We start from the raw sequence: 17,981 nt of genomic DNA, 5'->3' as shown, positions 1-17,981 counted from the left end.
GCTAAACTTGGGGCTTCGGCGGAGCACCAATCTCCTATAGACAACCTTTATACCTCGGGTGCAGAAGGGAGGAGAATGGAAATCCGGGTGCCGATATCCAGCCTGCTCAAAACCTCTATATGCCCGCCATGCCGCTCCGTGATCCATTTGGCTATAGATAAGCCTAATCCCGTTCCGCCTGTGGCCCTGGCGCGGGATTCGTCGGCGCGGAAGAAACGGTCAAAAATCTTTGGAACTGCTTCCGGGGGAATGCCAATACCTTCATCCTGGACCGTCAGCCGGGCAAAGCCATGTTCACTGGAAACAGAAACTTTGATCCGTTTACCCGGGGGCGTGTATTTCATAGCATTATCAATGAGGATTCTTGTCCCCTGTTTGATTAAGCTTTTATCAGCCTTAATGAAAACGGGTGAAACACTCGATTCATATTCGTGGCCGCCGTCGATCATCTGGGTCTCCCGCAGTACTTCTACGGCAAGGTCGGATAGCTCAAAACGCTCGATTTGCATAGCCATGGTATTGTTGTCGCCCCGGGCCAGAAATAAAAGCTGTTCCACCAAGCCCTTCATATTAGCTGTTTCATCTTTGATGGCATTAATGGATTCCTGTAAGGTCTTTTCGTCCTTTTTCCCCCACCGGTCCAGCAGATTTGCATACCCCTGAATGACGGAAATCGGCGTTCTTAGCTCATGGGAAGCATCTGAGACAAAACGTACCTGGGAACGATAGGATTCATTGATCCGATCCAGCATCCCGTTAATGGCGGAAGCCAGGGTTTTCAGTTCGCTTTGGGTATCGTCCACAGGAATTCTCGTATCCAGCCTTGTGGCATTAATGTCGTCCAACTTACCGGCCAGAACTTCAAGCTGCTCTGGTGTAAAGACCCCACCGGTATGCAGGTTTTGCGCTGTTTTAGCAAATTCTTCAATGGGCCGCAGGGCTTTACGGATTGTCCCGGCACCTGAGAAAATGCTCCCGAGCAGTATAAAAAGTTCCATCGTTAATAATAAGACAAATATCCCTGCAAGGATTTGCAGAGTTTCCTGAAGACGAATGGAAATAAGATAAGAACGTCCGTTATAATCTGTCGTCAGATTATAAGTAATACCGTCTAATTGTTCCCAAGAGGCTATGTCATCCGGGTCCGGCAGGTCGATACTCCTTACCCCGGAAGCAGTTTGCTTGGAAAGATGGTTTAGTAAGCTTTCCGGCACCGGAAAGCCTTGCGGCTCACCTGTGTCCAGAGAAACACTGTATCCTGTCAGCTCAAGCCAGTTTTCCGCATCCGGGCTGGGGAGCCCTGTCTGGCTCAGCATTTTGGCCGCCGCTGCTGCAGTTTGATCAGCGCGCACAATCAGCCCTGTCACGGAGGCCAGGAAAAGAAGAGTATCAAGCACCAAAAAAATCCCCAGCAAACGGAGAAAAAGTTTGAAGTTAAGCTTCCATACGAGGGAAAACCGCAGTTTATGGCCGATACGGTTTGTGGGTTTGTTTAGCGGTTCATGTTTCATCCTTAATCACATACCCCACTCCTCTTACGGTATGAATCAGTTTAATATTGAACACTTCGTCGATTTTGCCGCGCAGAAAGCGCACGTAGACATCGACAGCATTGGTTTCTCCCGTAAAATCAAAGCCCCAAACATTTTCCAGCAGTGCTTCCCGGGAAACGACCAATCCTTTATTTTTAAGCAAATAGTGGAGAAGGTCAAATTCCCGTTTGGTCAGGTCGATGGGAGTGCCCTTGAAAGTCACTGTACGCCGGCCCGTGTCCAACAGCAGACCACAGGCGGACAACGTCAGATCTTCAGGCATGGTTTTTCGGAGAGCAGTGCGGATCCGAGCGAGAAGCTCCTCAATAGCAAAGGGTTTGGTGATATAATCACTCGCCCCGCTGTCAAGTCCGAAAACCTTATCCACTACGCTGTCCCTCGCCGTCAGCATGATGATAGGAACAGAGGAGGTTCGGCGGATTCTGCGCAGCACTTCCATGCCGCTTAACTGTGGCAGCATAACATCCAGCAGAATGAGGTCGAACTCGCCGGTTTCGGCGAGTTCCAGCCCCGTTCTGCCATCAAAGGCCTTTTTCGTGATATAGCCTTCATAGCCAAGCTCCAGCTCGACAAATCGGGCAATTTTTTCTTCATCCTCAATAATCAGTATTTTAGAACTCATTGGAAGCCCCGCCGTTTCAAATAAATTTTATCCTTATCTGATTGACTCCTTGAAGTTTTCCGCAGCATCCGCCGCACTATTCATCGCGTCGTTGACAGTGTTTCCCTGAAAGTCCGGTCCGTGGAAGCGATAGCGGAAACCAAAGAATAGTCCGACAATAATCAGGGGAATGGTTATCCAGAAGGCGAATATAAGCAATAGTGCCAGAACGGTAACTGGAAAAGACGCTTTGCTCTCCCGGCCCTTGAGTATTTCAAAGGAATTTAGATTGCCTTTACGGAACATGTCTAAGCAAAAGGTTCCTATTCCTTTCATGAGAGACATAAAGGTTTTTTTGCCGTGGCAATGGTTATGCCGTTTTCCCCAATCAGTTTCTTTATAGGCAAAGTTACTTGAGTCCCGGTTGTTTTGACTGCTATAGTAACCGCCTCCGCTGGGCGGATTTACCTTTCCTTGTTTCTCCAGATAAATAATTGCCTCAAGCAAATCCCCGTTTACCGCATCCAGGGCAGTCTTTGCCTCGTCGTAACTGACATTGGCCATGGCACGCAGTTTTTCCACTTGGTCTAAGGTTGTCATGTAATTTCCTCCCTGTTTCTTTTGTGCTCAATTGAGTATATTTGTATTCTAACCCAAAAAGCTTCAAGGAGAATTTGCCCTGTATTAAAATAGGGTTAAAAAATTTTATCGCATAATGAGGTTCTTTTCAACAGTATGCTGGGGCAATTTGCCAAATAAGACTGGACTGACACCGAAGGATAGGGCATTCCTGAATATTTTTGACGCAAAAGATGTTCCTTTGGGACTTTTGAAGTATACTAAACAGGGTTAAGAGCAAATATTCGTGCTGATAGCAGACTTATAGGATGCTTTTGGATCATACAATGATTGCGCAATGGAGGTAAAATGCTGATGAAACGTTTTCTTAGTTCCGTCCGGGAAAGGGTTCTATTATACGATGGTTCTAAAGGGGTCATGCTGCAAAAGAGAGGTTTAACAGGAAATGAAGCCGCTGAAGCCTGGAACTTATCGAAACCTGATGAAGTGAAAAATCTCTATAATTTATACAAACAAGCCGGCTCTGATGTCATTCAAACCAATACCTTTCCGGGCAATAAAGTTACCTTGGAAAAGCATGGTTTAGGGGATAAGACTTATCCAATAAATTTTGCAGGTGTGAAATTGGCGAAAGAAGTTGCGGGCGAAACCACCTATGTTGCCGCTTCGGTGGGCCCTACGGGTATGATTTTAGAACCGGCGGGGGACCTGAGTTTTGATCAAGCCTATACTGTTTTTAAAGAGCAGCTGAGAGCTATAGAAGATGCAGGCGCGGATCTTGTTAATTTTGAAACCTTTACGGATTTGAATGAATTAAGGGCAGCTATCTTGGCTGCTAAAGAAACCACGTCACTTCCTATTATTGCCTCAGTAACCTTTAATGAAAACAGCAGAACCATGTCCGGCAACTCGGCAGAGGTATGTGCCATTGTGTGTGAATCTTTAGGAGCGGAAGTCGTGGGTGCCAATTGTTCAGGAGGCCCGGATAGCTTAATTGAACCCATTAAAAAAATGCGTTCCGTTGTCTCAATCCCACTCTCGGTAAAAGCAAATGCCGGGATGCCTGAATTAGTGAATGGAGAGGCCGTTTATGGTCAAAAACCGGAACAATTTAGTTCCTACACTAAAGAATTTATCGAGAATGGAGTAAGGCTTATTGGGGGATGCTGCGGAACGACCCCGGAATTTATCAGGGCAGTGAAGAAAGAACTTGAGGGGATTAAAGCCCCGGATTTAGAGTTGAAATCCAGCTCAGCTCTGGCATCGGCGTTCAATCATCTCTTGTTTGCGAATGACAAGGAATATTCGGCTGCAGAGCTTTCCCTAAAGGATGATAAGGCTGTCAATATGTTAAAGAAGGGTGATTTTTATCAACTGCTGCAAGACTATAGAACAGCGGCTATGGATTACCTGCTAATAGATTTCGGTGATATGACCGAATCCTTTGATGTTTTAGGATTCAGCAATACTATTAGCTTTGCCATTAAAAAACCGCTCATCCTCAAATCTGAGTCGGTTGAACTTCTTACCAAATTTTTGAGATATTACCCGGGAAGAGCCGGAGTCATTTTAACAGAGAAGACGAAAGGGTCTCTCCCGCAATTAAGACACTACGGTGCCCTAATTCTTAATAGTTGATAGGTTATACCCAACCAAGCCTTCACCGTCAGAAGCCTGTCTGCGTATGCTGTGATTAAAACTATTAACAAGGCGGGATTCAAAATGAATGAACAGGAGGCCAAAGCCCTGTTCCCCTATGAAGAATGGGGAACAGGGCTGGTTGAATCGGTGAGCTGTTCCCAGCGTACAGCGGACAGGCTGATGCAGTTCTTTGAAGAATAGAGATAAATTGTTTGCTTCCGGAGACTTGGTAGTAGGTCAAATTCGTCGGCGCTGACGAATTTGACCTACTACCAAGTCTCCTACTTTCGGGGATTCCGGAAGATGAGCGGGAGAAATTAGGCGAACGAATATTCGTCTAAAAAGTTTATTACAACCAGGCAGTTTTGTATTGATATTCGTACGGAATATGGCTATAATCTCTTTTTTGACAGTTGAAAAATATAAAAAGCTTGAAAGCCCTGTATTTGCAAGGTGTTCAAGCTTTTTTTGCATTCTTAAAAAGTGAGTAATCTTTTATTTCTTAGTCATGTTAAAAATTTTTTTCATTTGTGTTCTCTTAATAATCTCGTAATCTGTTCGAAAACCAAAAGTCTCATGCAGCGCATCTGTAAAATCAGTTCTTGTGTAGGTCGGTATATATCCCTCACCCTTGATCTCATAGAAATTCATTTCTCTCAATCCGTTGATGACTTCACTGCATGTAAACTTATTCCCTAGTTTCTTTTCCAATAATCGATAAATGATAAGGGACATAAAGCAGGTAGTAAAATGTGCTTTAATTCTATCCTCGCGACTTAAATATACCGGTCGCGCTTTAAACTCACTTTTCATGATCCGGAAACATTCTTCAATCTCCCAGCGCCGCTGGCTAATCCGGATGATTTCCTGAGCACTACCTTCGAGGTTCGTACAAACGGCATAAAATCCGTCATAGGCTTGTTCGGCAACGATGGTTTCGTTATTTAAGGCATAGAGTTCATTTTCAGCTATTTCGCCATCAGACGTACAGCTGGTTTTCTTAATTAAAACGTTTATAGTCGTTCTGATGGCTTTTTGAAAGTTTCGTCGGATTCGAATCGAGTAATTTCTGAGCACGTTCGATTTGTGAGTGACGAATTTGACGTTGATAATTTTTGTACTTGATGGAGTAAGTGACAATAAGTTTTTGTTCCAGGCCGTTTTCTTTAATCCAGCGTTCTTTGAAGAAGCATTTGTCTTTATAAGTTTCCTCGTCAAGCTCGGTGATATCATAAGTTTTATCATGATCTGCAAGATGCCAGCCTTTTGATTCGAGAGACCATCCTTTTAAATGCTTTTTTAGTTTTTTGATTGATTGGGTCGTGATAAATGCGCGTTCACCTTCGTTGTTGAATCTTCTATTTTTTTCAGAAGCCAGACCGGCATCTGTACAGACAACAAATTTTGAAAGTTTGAAATCGGAAAGTATTTTTTGCTCTAAGGGTTTAAGTGTAATCTGTTCATTCGTGTTGCCACTGTTGAGGTTAAAAGCAAGAGGAATGCCGTCTCCATCCATGAACAGACCCATTTGGATGATAGGGTTCGGTCGATGCTCTTTTGAAGCGCCATACTGTTTAAGGCCGTCTTCTTGTTCGATTTCAAAGAAATAATTGGTACAGTCATAATAAAGAATACCCGTGTTTCTCTTTGAAATTTTGAGGCTGTTAGTATAAAGAGAAGACTGGATGAAGTCCATTTCTTTGGAAATAACTTCTAGTGCTCTGTACACATGCTGCAATTCAAAGTCAGTTTGTTCAATGAACTTTGAAGAATGCTTGTAGGTAGCGAGTTTGGAGGAAGGAAAAAGGATCCGTCCGTAAAGGAGCCGAGACAGTATAGCATTCAGGTCAAAAGAGAACTTATATTTTTTCGATATATCAGCGGAAACCTTATGAAGGTTAAGATCGTGATAGATTTGCTGAAGAAAAAGATAACCGCCGTTAAAGAAACGTTGTTGATCTTTGGAAATGACTTTGGATGGCGAATATTTAAGGATGACTTCACGTGATTGCTCTTTCTCTTTTTGGTTAAGTTCTTCTATGTATGATTTAGCCCATTCAATAGGGTCACGCCCATTTAATTTTTGTTGTAATTCAGCAAGCGTTCCTAACTTTTCAACAACTTTTGTGGAACGCCTGCCATTCTCGAAAACAGATTGTATGACATAAAATGAAGTAGCATTTTTAGACTTGGATATACTAAGTCGCATAGTACGATCTCCTCCAATCCCTTATATTATAACACATTACGATAAATTACTCACTACCTATTGGGGGGAATTTGACATTTTTTCAATGAAAAAAGCCCTGTTTTCAAGGCTTGTAGAAATTTCTATATTAAAGGCAAGTGTCAAAGACCCGGGCTGGTTGAATCGGTGAGCTGTTCCCAGCGTACAGCGGACAGGCTGATGCAGTTCTTTGAAGAATAGAGATAAATTGTTTGCTTCCGGAGACTTGGTAGTAGGTCAAATTCGTCGGCGCTGACGAATTTGACCTACTACCAAGTCTCCTACTTTCGGGGATTCCGGAAGATGAGCGGGAGAAATTAGGCGAACGAATATTCGTCTAAAAAGTTTATTACAACCAGGCAGTTTTGTATTGATATTCGTACGGAATATGGCTATAATAAGAACATAGGTTCGTATAAAATACAAATACATGTACTGCGAGGCGGATGAAATGAAGGATGTATGTGTGAATTGCCATCGAAAGACTTATTGCACAGCCCCCTGTGAACAGTGGCTGATCCAGAACGGCAAATGCCCAGTGTGCCGGAATAAGCTAATACATGTTAGCGGATGTACCGAGTGCATTACTGGAGATTGGGCCATGTGCGGTTAAGACGGAATGCCATGTCAGGGCTGTGCAATATGTGGTGGAGGTGGAAATATGCCAAAAGTAACCGCTGTTAGCTATAGTTTCTCTTTGCTATTCTATGGACTGGGCTCTTGGAAAACCTCGGTCATCAATAGCGCAATGACAGGACCTATGAATACTTATAACTTTACGATTAATGCGTCCCTTGCCATTGGGTATTTTGTATTAGCAATCTTCTTTGCTCTAACCGGATCTCTTCTCTACTATGTCAAGTATAGAGATCAAAAAAATATTAAAATGAAGAACTTTGAATTGCAGGTTTTCTCAGGCAGGGGATTAGATGATAGACGACGGGCGAGTATACCTGAGCTAAATGCCAAATTGAGGCGGCGGCCTAAGTACGGTTTGGATCTGTATAGAAGGATGTCCTCTTGATGGAGAAGGCATTGGAGATCAGCCGGTATAATCCTATGATGCTGAGCAAAACGCCGAAATCAGACCGCGGGGGCTGATTTCGGCGTTTTGTTTTAGGTTGTGCTATTCAGGTATGGTTTCTTTATCGATCAACTCCTGGGTTAGAGATAGGCTACTAATTTCGGAACTTATGAGAAACGGTAAGTCCAGAAAGATTCCCTCTCAAGCATATGGCTAAATGAGCTCTTCGGTGATGGTTTCTTGACCGGCCCATTTGCGATACGAGGGTAAAACACTTGTGACTGCGACTTATGTGCCCGGATCGCGGCCAGTTTTACTTCTGCCACAGAGGAAATGTCCTTGATAATATCCGGCGGGCCGAGCACATTCTGACAGTCCCGGGCAAACGCATGAGCGTATACCATGGGGCGTTCCTGAACGGGAAAGCGGGAAATTGCCCGGATTGTTACTTCAGCCAGAGCATTGTGATCCGGATGAACTGAATATCCCGGATAGTGGGTGAGGACCAGAGAGGGCCGCACCTCCCGGAGGATCTTCTCTAACCGGTCAATTAATAAGTCCGGGTCTTCAAACTCAATGGTTTTATCCCGTAACCCGAGTTTAATCAGACGGTGAATGCCAAGAGCCCGGCAAGCTTCTTCCAGCTCTGCCTCCCGAATGTTCGGCAATGATTCCCGGGTGGCAAAGAACGGTCTTCCCATGTTGCGTCCCATTTGTCCCAGAGTACCGCAGACATAAGTGACCGGAACGCCTGATTGGGTGAACAGTGCTATGGTTCCGCCACAGCCAAAGGTTTCGTCGTCCGGATGGGGAAAAACTACGAGAACATTTTCTTCCAAAAATAACTCCTCCTAAGTTACAGTTCGAATGGGGACAAACTAAGTTCCAGAGCCACAGCCAGCCGTCCCTCTTGATCATGCCCGGCAAGCAATAGCCGGCCAGCTGAGTCCAGCTCGAAATCGGTTAATCCTTCAGCGTAAACCCAGCCGAGTTCCATTTTAAGTCCGACACGGTAAGGGCCGTCCCCTGTAATAATCCCCCGTTCAAAGCAGATCCGGCCATTGCGGATATAGGCACCTACGGTCATATTGCTCTCCTGCCTATGGACCGCATAGGCTCCATTCGTTGTCTCCAGGTGGAGGTACACGTCGCGGTTAAGAAAATAATCCAGTGCAGATTGCACAGTTGACTTATGAATAGGGTTCATAAACGATTGCCACCTCAAAACAATGATTTTTCCTCATTATATACCATTTGGCATCTATTTTCACCGCTGCTGCATTGGGCAAATGCCGGATTTTCAGCAGGAAAACAGCCGCGATCAGCGTGGCTGTTTTTTTATATCGCTGAGGGATATTCCGGCGATGAATTCTCTTATTTGTTGATAAGAGCTTTTAGTATCCTCGTATCCCTGGTGAAGCAGTCTGTAAAGCTTTTGGGGATCTTTTTCTAATCGATCCACCTCTAATTCCTGGGTAGGTCTTATGACAACTGCCTTCCCTTGGTTTTCCAGGTGTTCGATATAATCCAAGGTTTCATTGTAATTCTTATAACGGTTTAGCATGGTTTCAATTAAATGTGGGTAATTTTTATACTTAAATTTTAATAAAGCCGTAAATCTCCCGGGACGCTTGCGATAACCTTTATTTCTGGTCAGAACGATAATATTTTTGGTATTGCCGTCTTGAATAGATTTTCTGATGGGAATGGAATCGGAAATACCGCCATCTAATAGTTCATACCCTTTATAGTTCACGATCGGTGATAACATCGGCAGAGAGGCGGAGGCCCTTAAAGCCTGGAATTGCTTACCTAAATCGTCCTTATTCAGATACATGGGCTTACCCGTCCGACAATCCGTTGTTCCGACCAAAAAAACTCCGGGGGACTTATAAAAGGTTTTAAAGTCGAAGGGAACATGCTTATTAGGAATCTCGTCAAAAATAAAATCCATGCCAAAGTAGGATTTGCTTAAGAGTAAACTCCTGAAACTCATGTACCGCCAGTCCTTAATGAACCCAATAATGACCTTTTCATTTCTTCCCGGCTGCCTCGAAATATAGGAAGCGGCATTACATGCCCCGGCAGATACTCCTATTACATAATTAAAATATAAATCATTTTCCATAAAATACTCTAAGACACCACAGGTATATAGTCCTCTCATACCCCCGCCTTCAAGCACTAACCCTATATTTTCCATTGAACACACCACCATTTTACTCCTCTTTGCTGCTACATCAACCACTATATCATGGTAAGTTTTAACATACAACAAGCTGGGAGGGACTCTAAGTTATGCGGATTTGACACTAACCTTCTGATTATTATGACTTATCAACCAAGGATAGTTAGGTGAGAAATCTTTATCCTTTTTATGAGAAGACAACATGACCAAAATTGTAGAAAATATTAGTATAAAGCAAAAAATTGCGAAGGAAATTAAACATTTTTAAGAGGTGGCAACGTGATTAACAAACAACGACTATTTAACAGGCTGCTCCAGTTAGGGGAAATAGGAAAACAGGAATCCGGCGGTATCACCCGGTTAGCCTTTACCCCAGAAGACCGCGCAGCAAAAAATCTCGTCGCTTCCTTTATGAAAGAAGCCGGTTTAAGCGTACGGGAAGACGCGGTTGGCAATATTATTGGGCGCTTAGAAGGTCGTAATCCGGAAGCCCCAGTGCTGCTCACGGGGTCACATATTGATTCTGTATATAACGGAGGGATCTTCGATGGCGCTTTAGGGATTATCGGAGGAATTGAGGTTCTCCAAACTATGAAGGAACAGGGTATTGAGACCGAACATCCGATTGAAGTTTATGCGTTTAATGATGAAGAAGGGGCTCGCTTTAGCTACAGTATGTTGGGCAGCAGGGGGGTTATTGGCACTCTTAGACCCGAAGATTTGGAACTTAAGGATAAAGAGGGTATCTCGATTGCAGCTATTATGAAAGCTCAGGGCTTAGATCCGGCTCTTATTCGATGTGCCGCTCGCATTAAGGGAAGTATCAAAGCCTTTGTTGAACTGCATATCGAACAGGGCAAAGTGCTTGAAAGCAATAATCAGTCGGTCGGTATCGTCACAGGGATTGTCAATGAATTATGGCTTAAATGTACCTTCAAAGGTGAGGCAGGGCATGCGGGTACGACACCGATGGCTATGAGGCATGATGCTTTAGTAGCAGCCTCGGAATTTATTCAAGCGGTTGAAAGGGAAGCCAGACAAACCGGTACAACGGTTGCGACCGTGGGGAAATTAAATGTTCTACCCGGAGGAATCAATATAATCCCGGGTACCGTAGAACTTACACTTGATCTGAGAGATCTTAACCAAGCAGTCAGTGATCAAGTAGAAGATAGTATTTTTAGGGAAGGGAAGCGAATTTGCCGTGAACGAAGTCTGGAAATGCGCACTGAAGTCTTGCAGCGGATTCCCCCTTCTCTTTGTTCTGAAGAGTTTCAGCGTGCGGCCAAAGATGCTTTTGACAAATTAGGACTCAAGCCCTTTTATCTCCCTAGTGGTGCCGGGCATGACGCGATGCAGCTTGTCAATATCTGTCCGATCGGCATGATCTTCATAAGATCTAAAGATGGAATCAGTCATAATCCAGCTGAATGGAGTTCCCCGGACGATTGTGCTAATGGTGCTAATGTTCTCTACCACACACTATTGAGGTTAGATAGCCTCGACGAGGAAGAATCCAAACAATTTTCTTCGATCGCGTGCTCTTAAGGTTTTAATTAAGAACAGCATTTTGAGAAGAGAGAGGGGTAGGCATTTGTTTAATTTAGTCATTAAAAATGGTAAGGTCGTAACTTCGGACAGAATTTTCGAGGCATCCATTTGTGTGATGGATGGGAAAATCGCAGCCATCGTTGAAGCCGGAACTCCGGTTGAAGCTGAAGAAGTCATCGATGCCCAAGGGAATTATGTTTTTCCAGGTGCTATTGACAGCCATGCTCATTTAAACGATCCGGGTTACCTTTGGCGGGAGGACTATACTCATGGTACAGCTGCCGCAGGAGTTGGAGGCTGCACTACAATCGTTGATATGCCTCTTCAGAATGAACCCGCCTTAACCGATGCTTTGATTTTTGATAAGAAGGAGGAAACGGTTTCTGCCAACGCCTATGTGGATTATTGTTTCTGGGGCGGTCTGGTGGACTACAATTTGGATAAATTAAGGGAACTGGATGAAAAAGGATGCGTTGCTTTTAAATCCTTTATTGGTCCTGTTTCCCCTGATTATGTGTCATTAACGATCGGACAAGCTAAAGAAGCCTTGGAAATTTTAAAAGAATGTGATGGCCGTGCAGGTTTCCATTGCGAAGATTATTCGATTATCAAATGGGAAGAAGCAAGAGCACAACGAAAAGAAAAAAATGATTGGCGGGATTTCCTGAATTCAAGACCGGTTATTGCGGAACTTATCGCTACCCAAAACATACTTGACCTTGCCAGGGAATTGGATGCCAAGGTCCATATCTGTCATGTCAGCCACCCCAGAGTCGCCCAGATCATCAGGGAGGCTCAACGGGAAGGGGTGGATGTAACCGCCGAAACCTGTGGTCACTACCTTACGTTTACGGATAACGATGTGATTGAGAACGGCAGTCTGTTCAAATGTGCCCCTCCGTTAAGAGAGGCTGCGGCAGTCGAAGAAATGTGGGAATACGTCAATAATGGAACCTTAGCCTGTATCGGTTCGGATCATTCGCCTTGCGAATTGAGTGAGAAAAGCGAAGAAAAGCATGGAATCTTTGGAGCCTGGGGTGGTATTAGCGGAATCCAAAACGTCATGCAGGTTGTCTTCAGCGAAGGCGTCGTAAAGAGAGGGTATAATCCCACCTTACTGGCACGCTCCTTAAGCGAAGGTCCGGCTAAGACCTTTGGAATCTATGGCAAGAAAGGCGCTATAGAAGTTGGATTTGATGCAGACCTTGTCATTCTCGACCCGGAAAAGGAATGGGAAATTACACCGGATTCCTTGTATTACGTTAATAAGATTTCTGCCTTCGTGGGTTTAAAGGGTAAAGGTCTGCCTGTCTGCACCTTAGTAAGGGGTCAGGTGGTTGCGAAGGAGGGCCAATTAGTCGGGCAGAAGGGATACGGAAAACTTATTAAAAAATCAAAGTAAGGGGGGATAAACGTTGAGCAGATATGATTTAATCCTTCGAAACGGGCTGCTTGTTTGTCCGGAGGGCGTAAAAAAAGCGGATGTTGCGGTCTGTGATGAAAAGATCGTAGAAATAGCCGGGGAAATCTCCGGCAGTGCCCAAGAAACCATTGACGCCGCAGGAAGTTATGTCTTTCCCGGCACCACAGACGGGCATGTGCATTTTAATGATCCGGGAAGAACGGATTGGGAAACCATCACCACCGGAAGCAGTGCCCTGGCAGCGGGCGGCGGTGTGGCCTACTTTGATATGCCGCTGAATTGCAGCCCTTGTACGCTTGATGCCAAAAACTTTAAGGCTAAGCTTGCTGTAGCCCAGCAGGACTCTTTAGTCGATTATGGATTTTGGGGCGGGCTTACTCCCAAAAATCTGGATAAGCTTGAAGAGCTGGCAGAGTGCGGTGTTGTAGGTTTCAAAGCTTTTTCCTGTCATAGTGGTATTGATGAGTTTGAAAGAATGGATGATTATACAGCCTTAGTCGGTATGGAAACATTAAAGAAGCTTGGCTTGCCGCTGATGGTTCATTGTGAGAATGCTGAAATTACCAAAGATTTGACAGCCCTTGCCCTTGCCAATCATAAAACCACAGTCCGGGATTATTTTGCGGCACGTCCCCCCATTACGGAAATAGAAAATGTCTCCCGCATGATTTCAATCGCAGAGCAGACCGGCTGTAAATTAATCATTGCTCATATCAGCACGGCAAAGGCTATCGAGCTTGTCACACAAGCAAGAAGCCGGGGAGTTGACGTAACTTGCGAGACCATTGGGCACTATTTAATTCTTACGGATGACGACGTAGAGCGGATGGGAACCGTCGCAAAATGCTCTCCGCCCATTCGCGATACTGAAAACCAAACGAAGATGTGGGCAAAATTATTTAACAGCGAGATCGCTTTTGTTTCCTCGGACCATTCGCCCTGCGATCCGAAGCTGAAAGATGGAGAGTTTTTAAAGGTTTGGGGTGGAATATCTGCTTGTCAAACGACCCTTCAAGGCCTGCTTACTCATGCCTACCATGACAGAAAGTTTCCCCTTGGGAATATTGCCAAACTGACCTCCCAAAATGTTAACGAGATATTTGGCATCCAGGGAAAAGGCAAAATCGCCCTTGGCTGCGATGGGGACTTCGCCCTGGTAGACTTGAATAAGGAATTCACCTTGCAGGCAGACGATCTCTTCTATTTGCATAAAGTAAGCCCTTATGTAGGTGACCGCTTCCGTGGGACAGTGACCCAAACTATTCTCAGAGGGACAACCGTTTTCAAGGATGGAAAGATTGTCTCAAAGCCTATCGGCAAACATCTAAGACCCAATTTATAAATTACTCCCCAATCAAAATACAGAGAAATGTAAAGAGAAAAGGAGTTGGGTGCTACATGGCTACAGAAAGTCACGTTTCCGCTGAAACACAGATCCAACATGCACCGGGTGTCGATGAATCACTTAAACCGAAAAGTAAAGAGGGCAGAACGGTAGGTCCCTTAGACTATATGTTTATGTGGATCGGCGACGGTGTCAATTTAGGGAATATGACCCTGGGGGCGAGTTTGGTTGTCGCAGGAATCGCAACGCTGAACCTCTTTCAAACCTTTGCCGCGGCGGTTATCGCGATTGGGATTATTTCGACTGTTTTTGCTTTAAATGACCGGCTGGGATATAGAACGGGAATCCCCTATGTTGTACAGCTCAGAATGTCTTTCGGGGTTAAAGGGTCCGTCATTTCCTCACTTTTACGTGGTATTCCCGCTATCGTTTGGTATGGTTTTCAAAGCTGGATCGGCGGCACTGCCCTAAATGAAATTGCCAAAGTTCTTACAGGCGGCAGCTTTGACAGTGTTGTCATTTGCTTTGTAGTACTTCAGTTCGTGCAAATTGCCCTGTCACTGTACGGTTTCCATGCCATTAAATGGGTGGAATCCCTTACATCGATTGTTATTATGCTGGCACTTGTCTATGTATTTACGATTCTCCTCAAAGATCATAGCGCTGTTATCGTTGAAAAATGGGTTCAGGCCAAAGGCTCATGGGGCTTGCCGTTCTTTGCCTTCATCATGATGTTCATGGGAAATTATGCAGCGATCTTCTTAAGTGCGGCAGACTATTCAAGAGAGCTCAAAGCGGGTATTAGCGACGCGAAACGCGGATTCTTATACTTTCTCCCTATTTTAATAGCCTACGGCTTCGTACTTGCCATCGGAGCAATGCTTGCTTCCGCAACCGGTATCTCTAATCCGGTGAAAGCCTTTGCAATCGTAGTAAATAACCCTTATATTACCGTCTTTGTTTCAGCATTTATTGTGATGGGTGCTATTGCAGTGAACATGGTTGCCAATATTATTCCGCCGACCTATGTCATTACGCTGCTCACAAAACTAAAATACAAAGTTGCTGTTACCATAACCGGACTGCTTGCCCTAGGTTCTTTCCCCTGGGTGCTTGTCCAGGATTCTTCGGCAAAAGGTCTGGGAATGTTCATCCTAATCTATTCCGCATTCTTAGGCCCGATAGTTTCAATTTTGTTAATCGAATACTATATTATAAGAAAACAAAAAGTAAACATTGCAGATCTGTATGACGAAAACGGTCCCTTTGCCGGATATAATCCGGCCGCAGTACTGGCAATGCTGATCGGTGCCGGAGCAGCCTTTATGAAAGTAGAGCTGGCCTGGGTTATCGGAGTTGTCGTGGCGGGTATTGCCTATATTCTTCTGATGAAGTATGCCTTTAAAGACTCCAAATTCAAAAAGGGTACGATTTTTGAATAATTCCAAACCTATTGAAGCATAAACATCTTCATAACAAATGTCCTGTGCAGGAAAGTAAAAGGTATGATCCCGGTATTGCCGAGGGAATTATACCTTTTTGCTTTGTAATCAAGCATGTCAGGGGGACGGGGTTGTTGATATTTAACTTATCCAGGTGAGAGGGGGGCAAAAAGACAAGATGCTGATTCCCGCGTATCGGAACCGGCATCTTGCAGATGTTTATAAATTAAGAGCATTCATTAAAGCTGAATCTCAAACGTTACCCCAAGATCGCGAATCTGGCAATCCCCATCATAGAGGGGGTCGATGGAATCATCGGTAGTCTCTTTTCGTGTAGCAAGAATATACCCAAACGACTCTTCCAGGGGAAGAATAGTTCCGTGCCACACTCCACGATGAATGACAAAGGCAGTGTAACTTTCCAGTAAGAAGCATCGTACAGAATCTGGTGAAGGAAGAGCTTCAAGGTCATTCGGGTCGGTTGCCGGTGCAACACTAATAATGGCCGGCCCGCCAAAGAGGGGGAAGAATCCTTGTGTAACTTTCAAGTGGCGTTCTAACGCTGAAAACTTAAATTCCTTACGTTTAAGTAAAGCATAAACGAATTCAGCCCCACCGTCATCCACTTCAAAGGGTATTCGGTCGGCAAAAACCGGAGGCGAAGTCTTAATAGGGGGCACTCCCGGCTCCCGCATAAGCACATGCCCGTAAGGTGCAAAGGCTTCTTTGCTAAAAGGTTCGACTTTAATTATGCGATTCATTTCAGAGATGTCCCCTTTCAATTTCAGTTTCGCAAGGCAGTTGTGTCTATATATAATTAGTCGTTCTAGAGAATTATCCTTTTACCACTATTGATGAGAGTGAAGATGATTCTTTATCCTAGTTTTCTAAATTGGATGATCTCGGGCATTTAGCTTAGCAGACAAGCGCTCCTTCAGCCAGTTTGTTGGGAATGTAAGCAGAACTTTGGGGGGCTGGTAAGGCTTCGTGGAATCTTTTTCATCTTCTGATGGTGCTGCGTTAACGGCGAAAAATTAAAAGACCCTAAAGACATGCGGAATAATCCCCAGACCCGCGAGCAGGGCAGCTTCGTCCACAGAAGCGAACCCATTGCATGGAGAGGCAGTAAAAGCCCACAAGACGGTGCGGGGAGACGGAGCCACGGGTTCACATCTTACAAGGTATTACCCGGAGGTTTGGCGGAGTCCCGCACCGGCGAGTGGGTGAGCCTCGGAATGCTGCGGTGAGCGGATGTGGGCGAAGCTACCCGACCAGAGAGCGCTCTCATTTTCATCCTCTGCTGGTGTTGCATCAGCGGCATGGCAGGCTACAAAAGACGACTCGCATTTTCATCGTCAGATGGTGCCGCGCCAGCGGCATGGAGGGCTATCCTACTCTATAAAGACAGCAAGTTTATAATTGATGGATGGATAACGCATTATAAAGTAACACACTATCCAATAATGGTAGTCATAACCGCTTGATTTTAACCATTTATGCCAAAGGTCTCCTCAGGTCAAGCCACGAATATATGACTATTCAATATTATTATTAAATTTAAAAGGAGAGGTTATCCATGGGTTACCCAAGTGAGCCGTTAGCAACGAGAGCTGTTATCCAACATGGCAGATATGCATTGATCCCGCCGGAAGGACGTGTAAAAAACGTTATCCCAAATTTGGAAAACTGTAATACAAGTATCATCGCATCTCCTGAGTTAGGAGCGAAATTTGCCATGTATACAGTTGAAGTATTGCCGGGCGGCGGTACAGCATGGGATTTTAAAGAAGATGGTATCGAAACGTTTGTTTATTGCAGGGGTGGAGCGGGTACTGTAACCATAGAAGGTGAAACCTACGAACTTACAAATGGCGGCTTTGTTTTTGCACCTGCTTCCTTGGGAGTAGGTTTGAAAAATGCAGGCTCCGAACCTTGGACCCTTATTCTCTATAAACAACGCTATCTTCCCTTAACCGGGTATGAAGCCAGAATCATTGAGGGCAATCTAAATGATATCCCTAATGAAGCTTATGATGATATGGAAAACGTCCGAATTCAAAACCTGCTCCCTTCAGAATTGGGTTTTGATGTTAATTTTCATACCCTTAGCTTTTATCCCGGGGCCTGTCACCCTTTTGCAGAAACTCACGTTCAGGAACATGGACTCTATTTCCTGGAGGGAGAGGGCATGTATTTAATTGACGACAAATGGATTCCTGTAAAAACCGGAGACTTCATCTATTTTGGCCCTTACGTTCCACAGGCTTTTTATGGGACGGGAAGAACGCCTGCCACCTATATCTACACTAAAGATTGTAATCGCGACATTAAGTTGTAAAATAGAATTAGCTAAACAGGATACGAGGCTCGATGATTAAATCGGACCTCGTAATTCCCAAAAGGTTTT

16 protein-coding genes and 1 pseudogene are annotated in these 17,981 nt (G+C 44.6%); 8 read left to right on the top strand and 9 right to left on the bottom strand.

From position 1 onward, the window contains the following. Positions 1 to 47 precede the first annotated feature (47 nt). From DESYODRAFT_RS20535 to DESYODRAFT_RS20525, 3 genes are read right to left on the bottom strand one after another with little or no spacing between them, the layout of a single operon-like run. A complete protein-coding gene (locus DESYODRAFT_RS20535) occupies positions 48 to 1,511 on the bottom strand; it encodes a sensor histidine kinase (RefSeq protein ID WP_007786039.1) in 1,464 nt (487 codons plus the stop codon). Further along, entirely contained in the window at positions 1,501 to 2,175 is a 675-nt protein-coding gene (locus DESYODRAFT_RS20530; RefSeq protein ID WP_007786038.1) for a response regulator transcription factor, read from the bottom strand. The genes DESYODRAFT_RS20535 and DESYODRAFT_RS20530 overlap by 11 nt, the downstream gene beginning before the upstream one ends. A 33-nt stretch (positions 2,176 to 2,208) precedes the next feature. Next, positions 2,209 to 2,754 (bottom strand): UBA domain-containing protein, encoded by a 546-nt coding sequence (locus DESYODRAFT_RS20525; protein WP_007786037.1) that lies wholly within the window; start codon positions 2,752 to 2,754, stop codon positions 2,209 to 2,211. A gap of 333 nt (positions 2,755 to 3,087) precedes the next feature. Here DESYODRAFT_RS20525 and DESYODRAFT_RS20520 point away from each other — a divergent pair, with 333 nt between their 5' ends. Together DESYODRAFT_RS20520 and DESYODRAFT_RS30015 are read left to right on the top strand one after the other, a co-directional pair. Beyond that, on the top strand, positions 3,088 to 4,371 hold the full coding sequence (locus DESYODRAFT_RS20520) for a homocysteine S-methyltransferase family protein (RefSeq protein ID WP_007786036.1): 1,284 nt from the start codon (positions 3,088 to 3,090) through the stop codon (positions 4,369 to 4,371). Between the two features lie 93 nt (positions 4,372 to 4,464). Further along, positions 4,465 to 4,691, top strand: a pseudogene (locus DESYODRAFT_RS30015) (DUF3102 domain-containing protein); the annotation flags it as partial. Positions 4,692 to 4,869: 178 nt separating this feature from the next. Here the strand turns inward: DESYODRAFT_RS30015 and DESYODRAFT_RS27625 are convergent. After that, positions 4,870 to 5,451: an IS1634 family transposase gene (locus DESYODRAFT_RS27625; RefSeq protein ID WP_157137228.1), complete on the bottom strand. Its 582-nt coding sequence runs from the start codon at positions 5,449 to 5,451 to the stop codon at positions 4,870 to 4,872. Beyond that, positions 5,375 to 6,583, bottom strand: a complete 1,209-nt coding sequence (locus DESYODRAFT_RS28425) for an IS1634 family transposase (protein ID WP_007786035.1) — start codon at positions 6,581 to 6,583, stop codon at positions 5,375 to 5,377. Before DESYODRAFT_RS28425 ends, DESYODRAFT_RS27625 begins: the two co-directional genes overlap by 77 nt. A 679-nt stretch (positions 6,584 to 7,262) precedes the next feature. On the opposite strand from DESYODRAFT_RS28425, the gene DESYODRAFT_RS26755 reads away from it, so the two are divergent. Continuing rightward, positions 7,263 to 7,625, top strand: a complete 363-nt coding sequence (locus tag DESYODRAFT_RS26755) for a hypothetical protein (RefSeq protein ID WP_007786034.1) — start codon at positions 7,263 to 7,265, stop codon at positions 7,623 to 7,625. A gap of 167 nt (positions 7,626 to 7,792) precedes the next feature. Here the strand turns inward: DESYODRAFT_RS26755 and bshB2 are convergent, their stop codons facing one another. The 3 genes from bshB2 to DESYODRAFT_RS20495 all read right to left on the bottom strand — a co-directional run bounded on the left by bshB2 (position 7,793) and on the right by DESYODRAFT_RS20495 (position 9,828). Then, the gene (gene bshB2, locus DESYODRAFT_RS20505; RefSeq protein WP_007786032.1) at positions 7,793 to 8,464 is read right to left on the bottom strand and encodes a bacillithiol biosynthesis deacetylase BshB2; all 672 of its coding nucleotides are present in this window, start codon (positions 8,462 to 8,464) and stop codon (positions 7,793 to 7,795) included. A 17-nt stretch (positions 8,465 to 8,481) separates the two neighbouring features. Continuing rightward, positions 8,482 to 8,832, bottom strand: a complete 351-nt coding sequence (locus DESYODRAFT_RS20500) for a YojF family protein (RefSeq protein WP_007786031.1) — start codon at positions 8,830 to 8,832, stop codon at positions 8,482 to 8,484. 114 nt (positions 8,833 to 8,946) lie between these two features. Then, positions 8,947 to 9,828 (bottom strand): patatin-like phospholipase family protein, encoded by an 882-nt coding sequence (locus DESYODRAFT_RS20495; protein ID WP_042339941.1) that lies wholly within the window; start codon positions 9,826 to 9,828, stop codon positions 8,947 to 8,949. A 264-nt stretch (positions 9,829 to 10,092) separates the two neighbouring features. On the opposite strand from DESYODRAFT_RS20495, the gene DESYODRAFT_RS20490 reads away from it, so the two are divergent. Genes DESYODRAFT_RS20490 through DESYODRAFT_RS20475 form a run of 4 tightly spaced genes read left to right on the top strand, consistent with a single transcriptional unit; the run spans position 10,093 to position 15,574 of the window. After that, positions 10,093 to 11,361, top strand: a complete 1,269-nt coding sequence (locus DESYODRAFT_RS20490) for a Zn-dependent hydrolase (protein WP_007786026.1) — start codon at positions 10,093 to 10,095, stop codon at positions 11,359 to 11,361. A gap of 46 nt (positions 11,362 to 11,407) precedes the next feature. Beyond that, positions 11,408 to 12,766, top strand: a complete 1,359-nt coding sequence (gene allB / locus DESYODRAFT_RS20485) for an allantoinase AllB (protein ID WP_007786023.1) — start codon at positions 11,408 to 11,410, stop codon at positions 12,764 to 12,766. Between the two features lie 13 nt (positions 12,767 to 12,779). Further along, entirely contained in the window at positions 12,780 to 14,129 is a 1,350-nt protein-coding gene (allB, locus tag DESYODRAFT_RS20480; protein WP_007786022.1) for an allantoinase AllB, read from the top strand. 56 nt (positions 14,130 to 14,185) lie between these two features. Next, positions 14,186 to 15,574, top strand: a complete 1,389-nt coding sequence (locus DESYODRAFT_RS20475) for an NCS1 family transporter (RefSeq protein ID WP_007786019.1) — start codon at positions 14,186 to 14,188, stop codon at positions 15,572 to 15,574. A gap of 239 nt (positions 15,575 to 15,813) precedes the next feature. On the opposite strand, the gene DESYODRAFT_RS20470 is transcribed toward DESYODRAFT_RS20475, so the two are convergent. Next, on the bottom strand, positions 15,814 to 16,335 hold the full coding sequence (locus DESYODRAFT_RS20470) for an ureidoglycolate lyase (RefSeq protein WP_007786018.1): 522 nt from the start codon (positions 16,333 to 16,335) through the stop codon (positions 15,814 to 15,816). Between the two features lie 815 nt (positions 16,336 to 17,150). Between DESYODRAFT_RS20470 and allE the strand changes: the two genes are divergently transcribed. Further along, positions 17,151 to 17,912, top strand: coding sequence for a (S)-ureidoglycine aminohydrolase (gene allE / locus DESYODRAFT_RS20465; protein WP_007786016.1), 762 nt, complete (start codon positions 17,151 to 17,153; stop codon positions 17,910 to 17,912). Positions 17,913 to 17,981 lie beyond the last annotated feature (69 nt).

Source organism: Desulfosporosinus youngiae DSM 17734, from assembly GCF_000244895.1.
GTDB lineage: Bacteria > Bacillota > Desulfitobacteriia > Desulfitobacteriales > Desulfitobacteriaceae > Desulfosporosinus > Desulfosporosinus youngiae.
This window is presented reverse-complemented; position numbering and strand designations above follow the sequence as displayed.

Coding starts and splice junctions, on each gene's coding strand:
- DESYODRAFT_RS26755 (WP_007786034.1), top strand. CDS start 7,263: ATGCCAAAAGTAACCGCTGTTAGCTATAGTTTCTCTTTGCTATTCTAT.
- DESYODRAFT_RS20495 (WP_042339941.1), bottom strand. CDS start 9,828: ATGGAAAATATAGGGTTAGTGCTTGAAGGCGGGGGTATGAGAGGACTA.
- allE (WP_007786016.1), top strand. CDS start 17,151: ATGGGTTACCCAAGTGAGCCGTTAGCAACGAGAGCTGTTATCCAACAT.
- DESYODRAFT_RS20470 (WP_007786018.1), bottom strand. CDS start 16,335: ATGAATCGCATAATTAAAGTCGAACCTTTTAGCAAAGAAGCCTTTGCA.
- DESYODRAFT_RS20500 (WP_007786031.1), bottom strand. CDS start 8,832: ATGAACCCTATTCATAAGTCAACTGTGCAATCTGCACTGGATTATTTT.
- DESYODRAFT_RS20535 (WP_007786039.1), bottom strand. CDS start 1,511: ATGAAACATGAACCGCTAAACAAACCCACAAACCGTATCGGCCATAAA.
- DESYODRAFT_RS28425 (WP_007786035.1), bottom strand. CDS start 6,583: ATGCGACTTAGTATATCCAAGTCTAAAAATGCTACTTCATTTTATGTC.
- DESYODRAFT_RS20525 (WP_007786037.1), bottom strand. CDS start 2,754: ATGACAACCTTAGACCAAGTGGAAAAACTGCGTGCCATGGCCAATGTC.
- DESYODRAFT_RS20530 (WP_007786038.1), bottom strand. CDS start 2,175: ATGAGTTCTAAAATACTGATTATTGAGGATGAAGAAAAAATTGCCCGA.
- DESYODRAFT_RS20520 (WP_007786036.1), top strand. CDS start 3,088: ATGAAACGTTTTCTTAGTTCCGTCCGGGAAAGGGTTCTATTATACGAT.
- DESYODRAFT_RS20475 (WP_007786019.1), top strand. CDS start 14,186: ATGGCTACAGAAAGTCACGTTTCCGCTGAAACACAGATCCAACATGCA.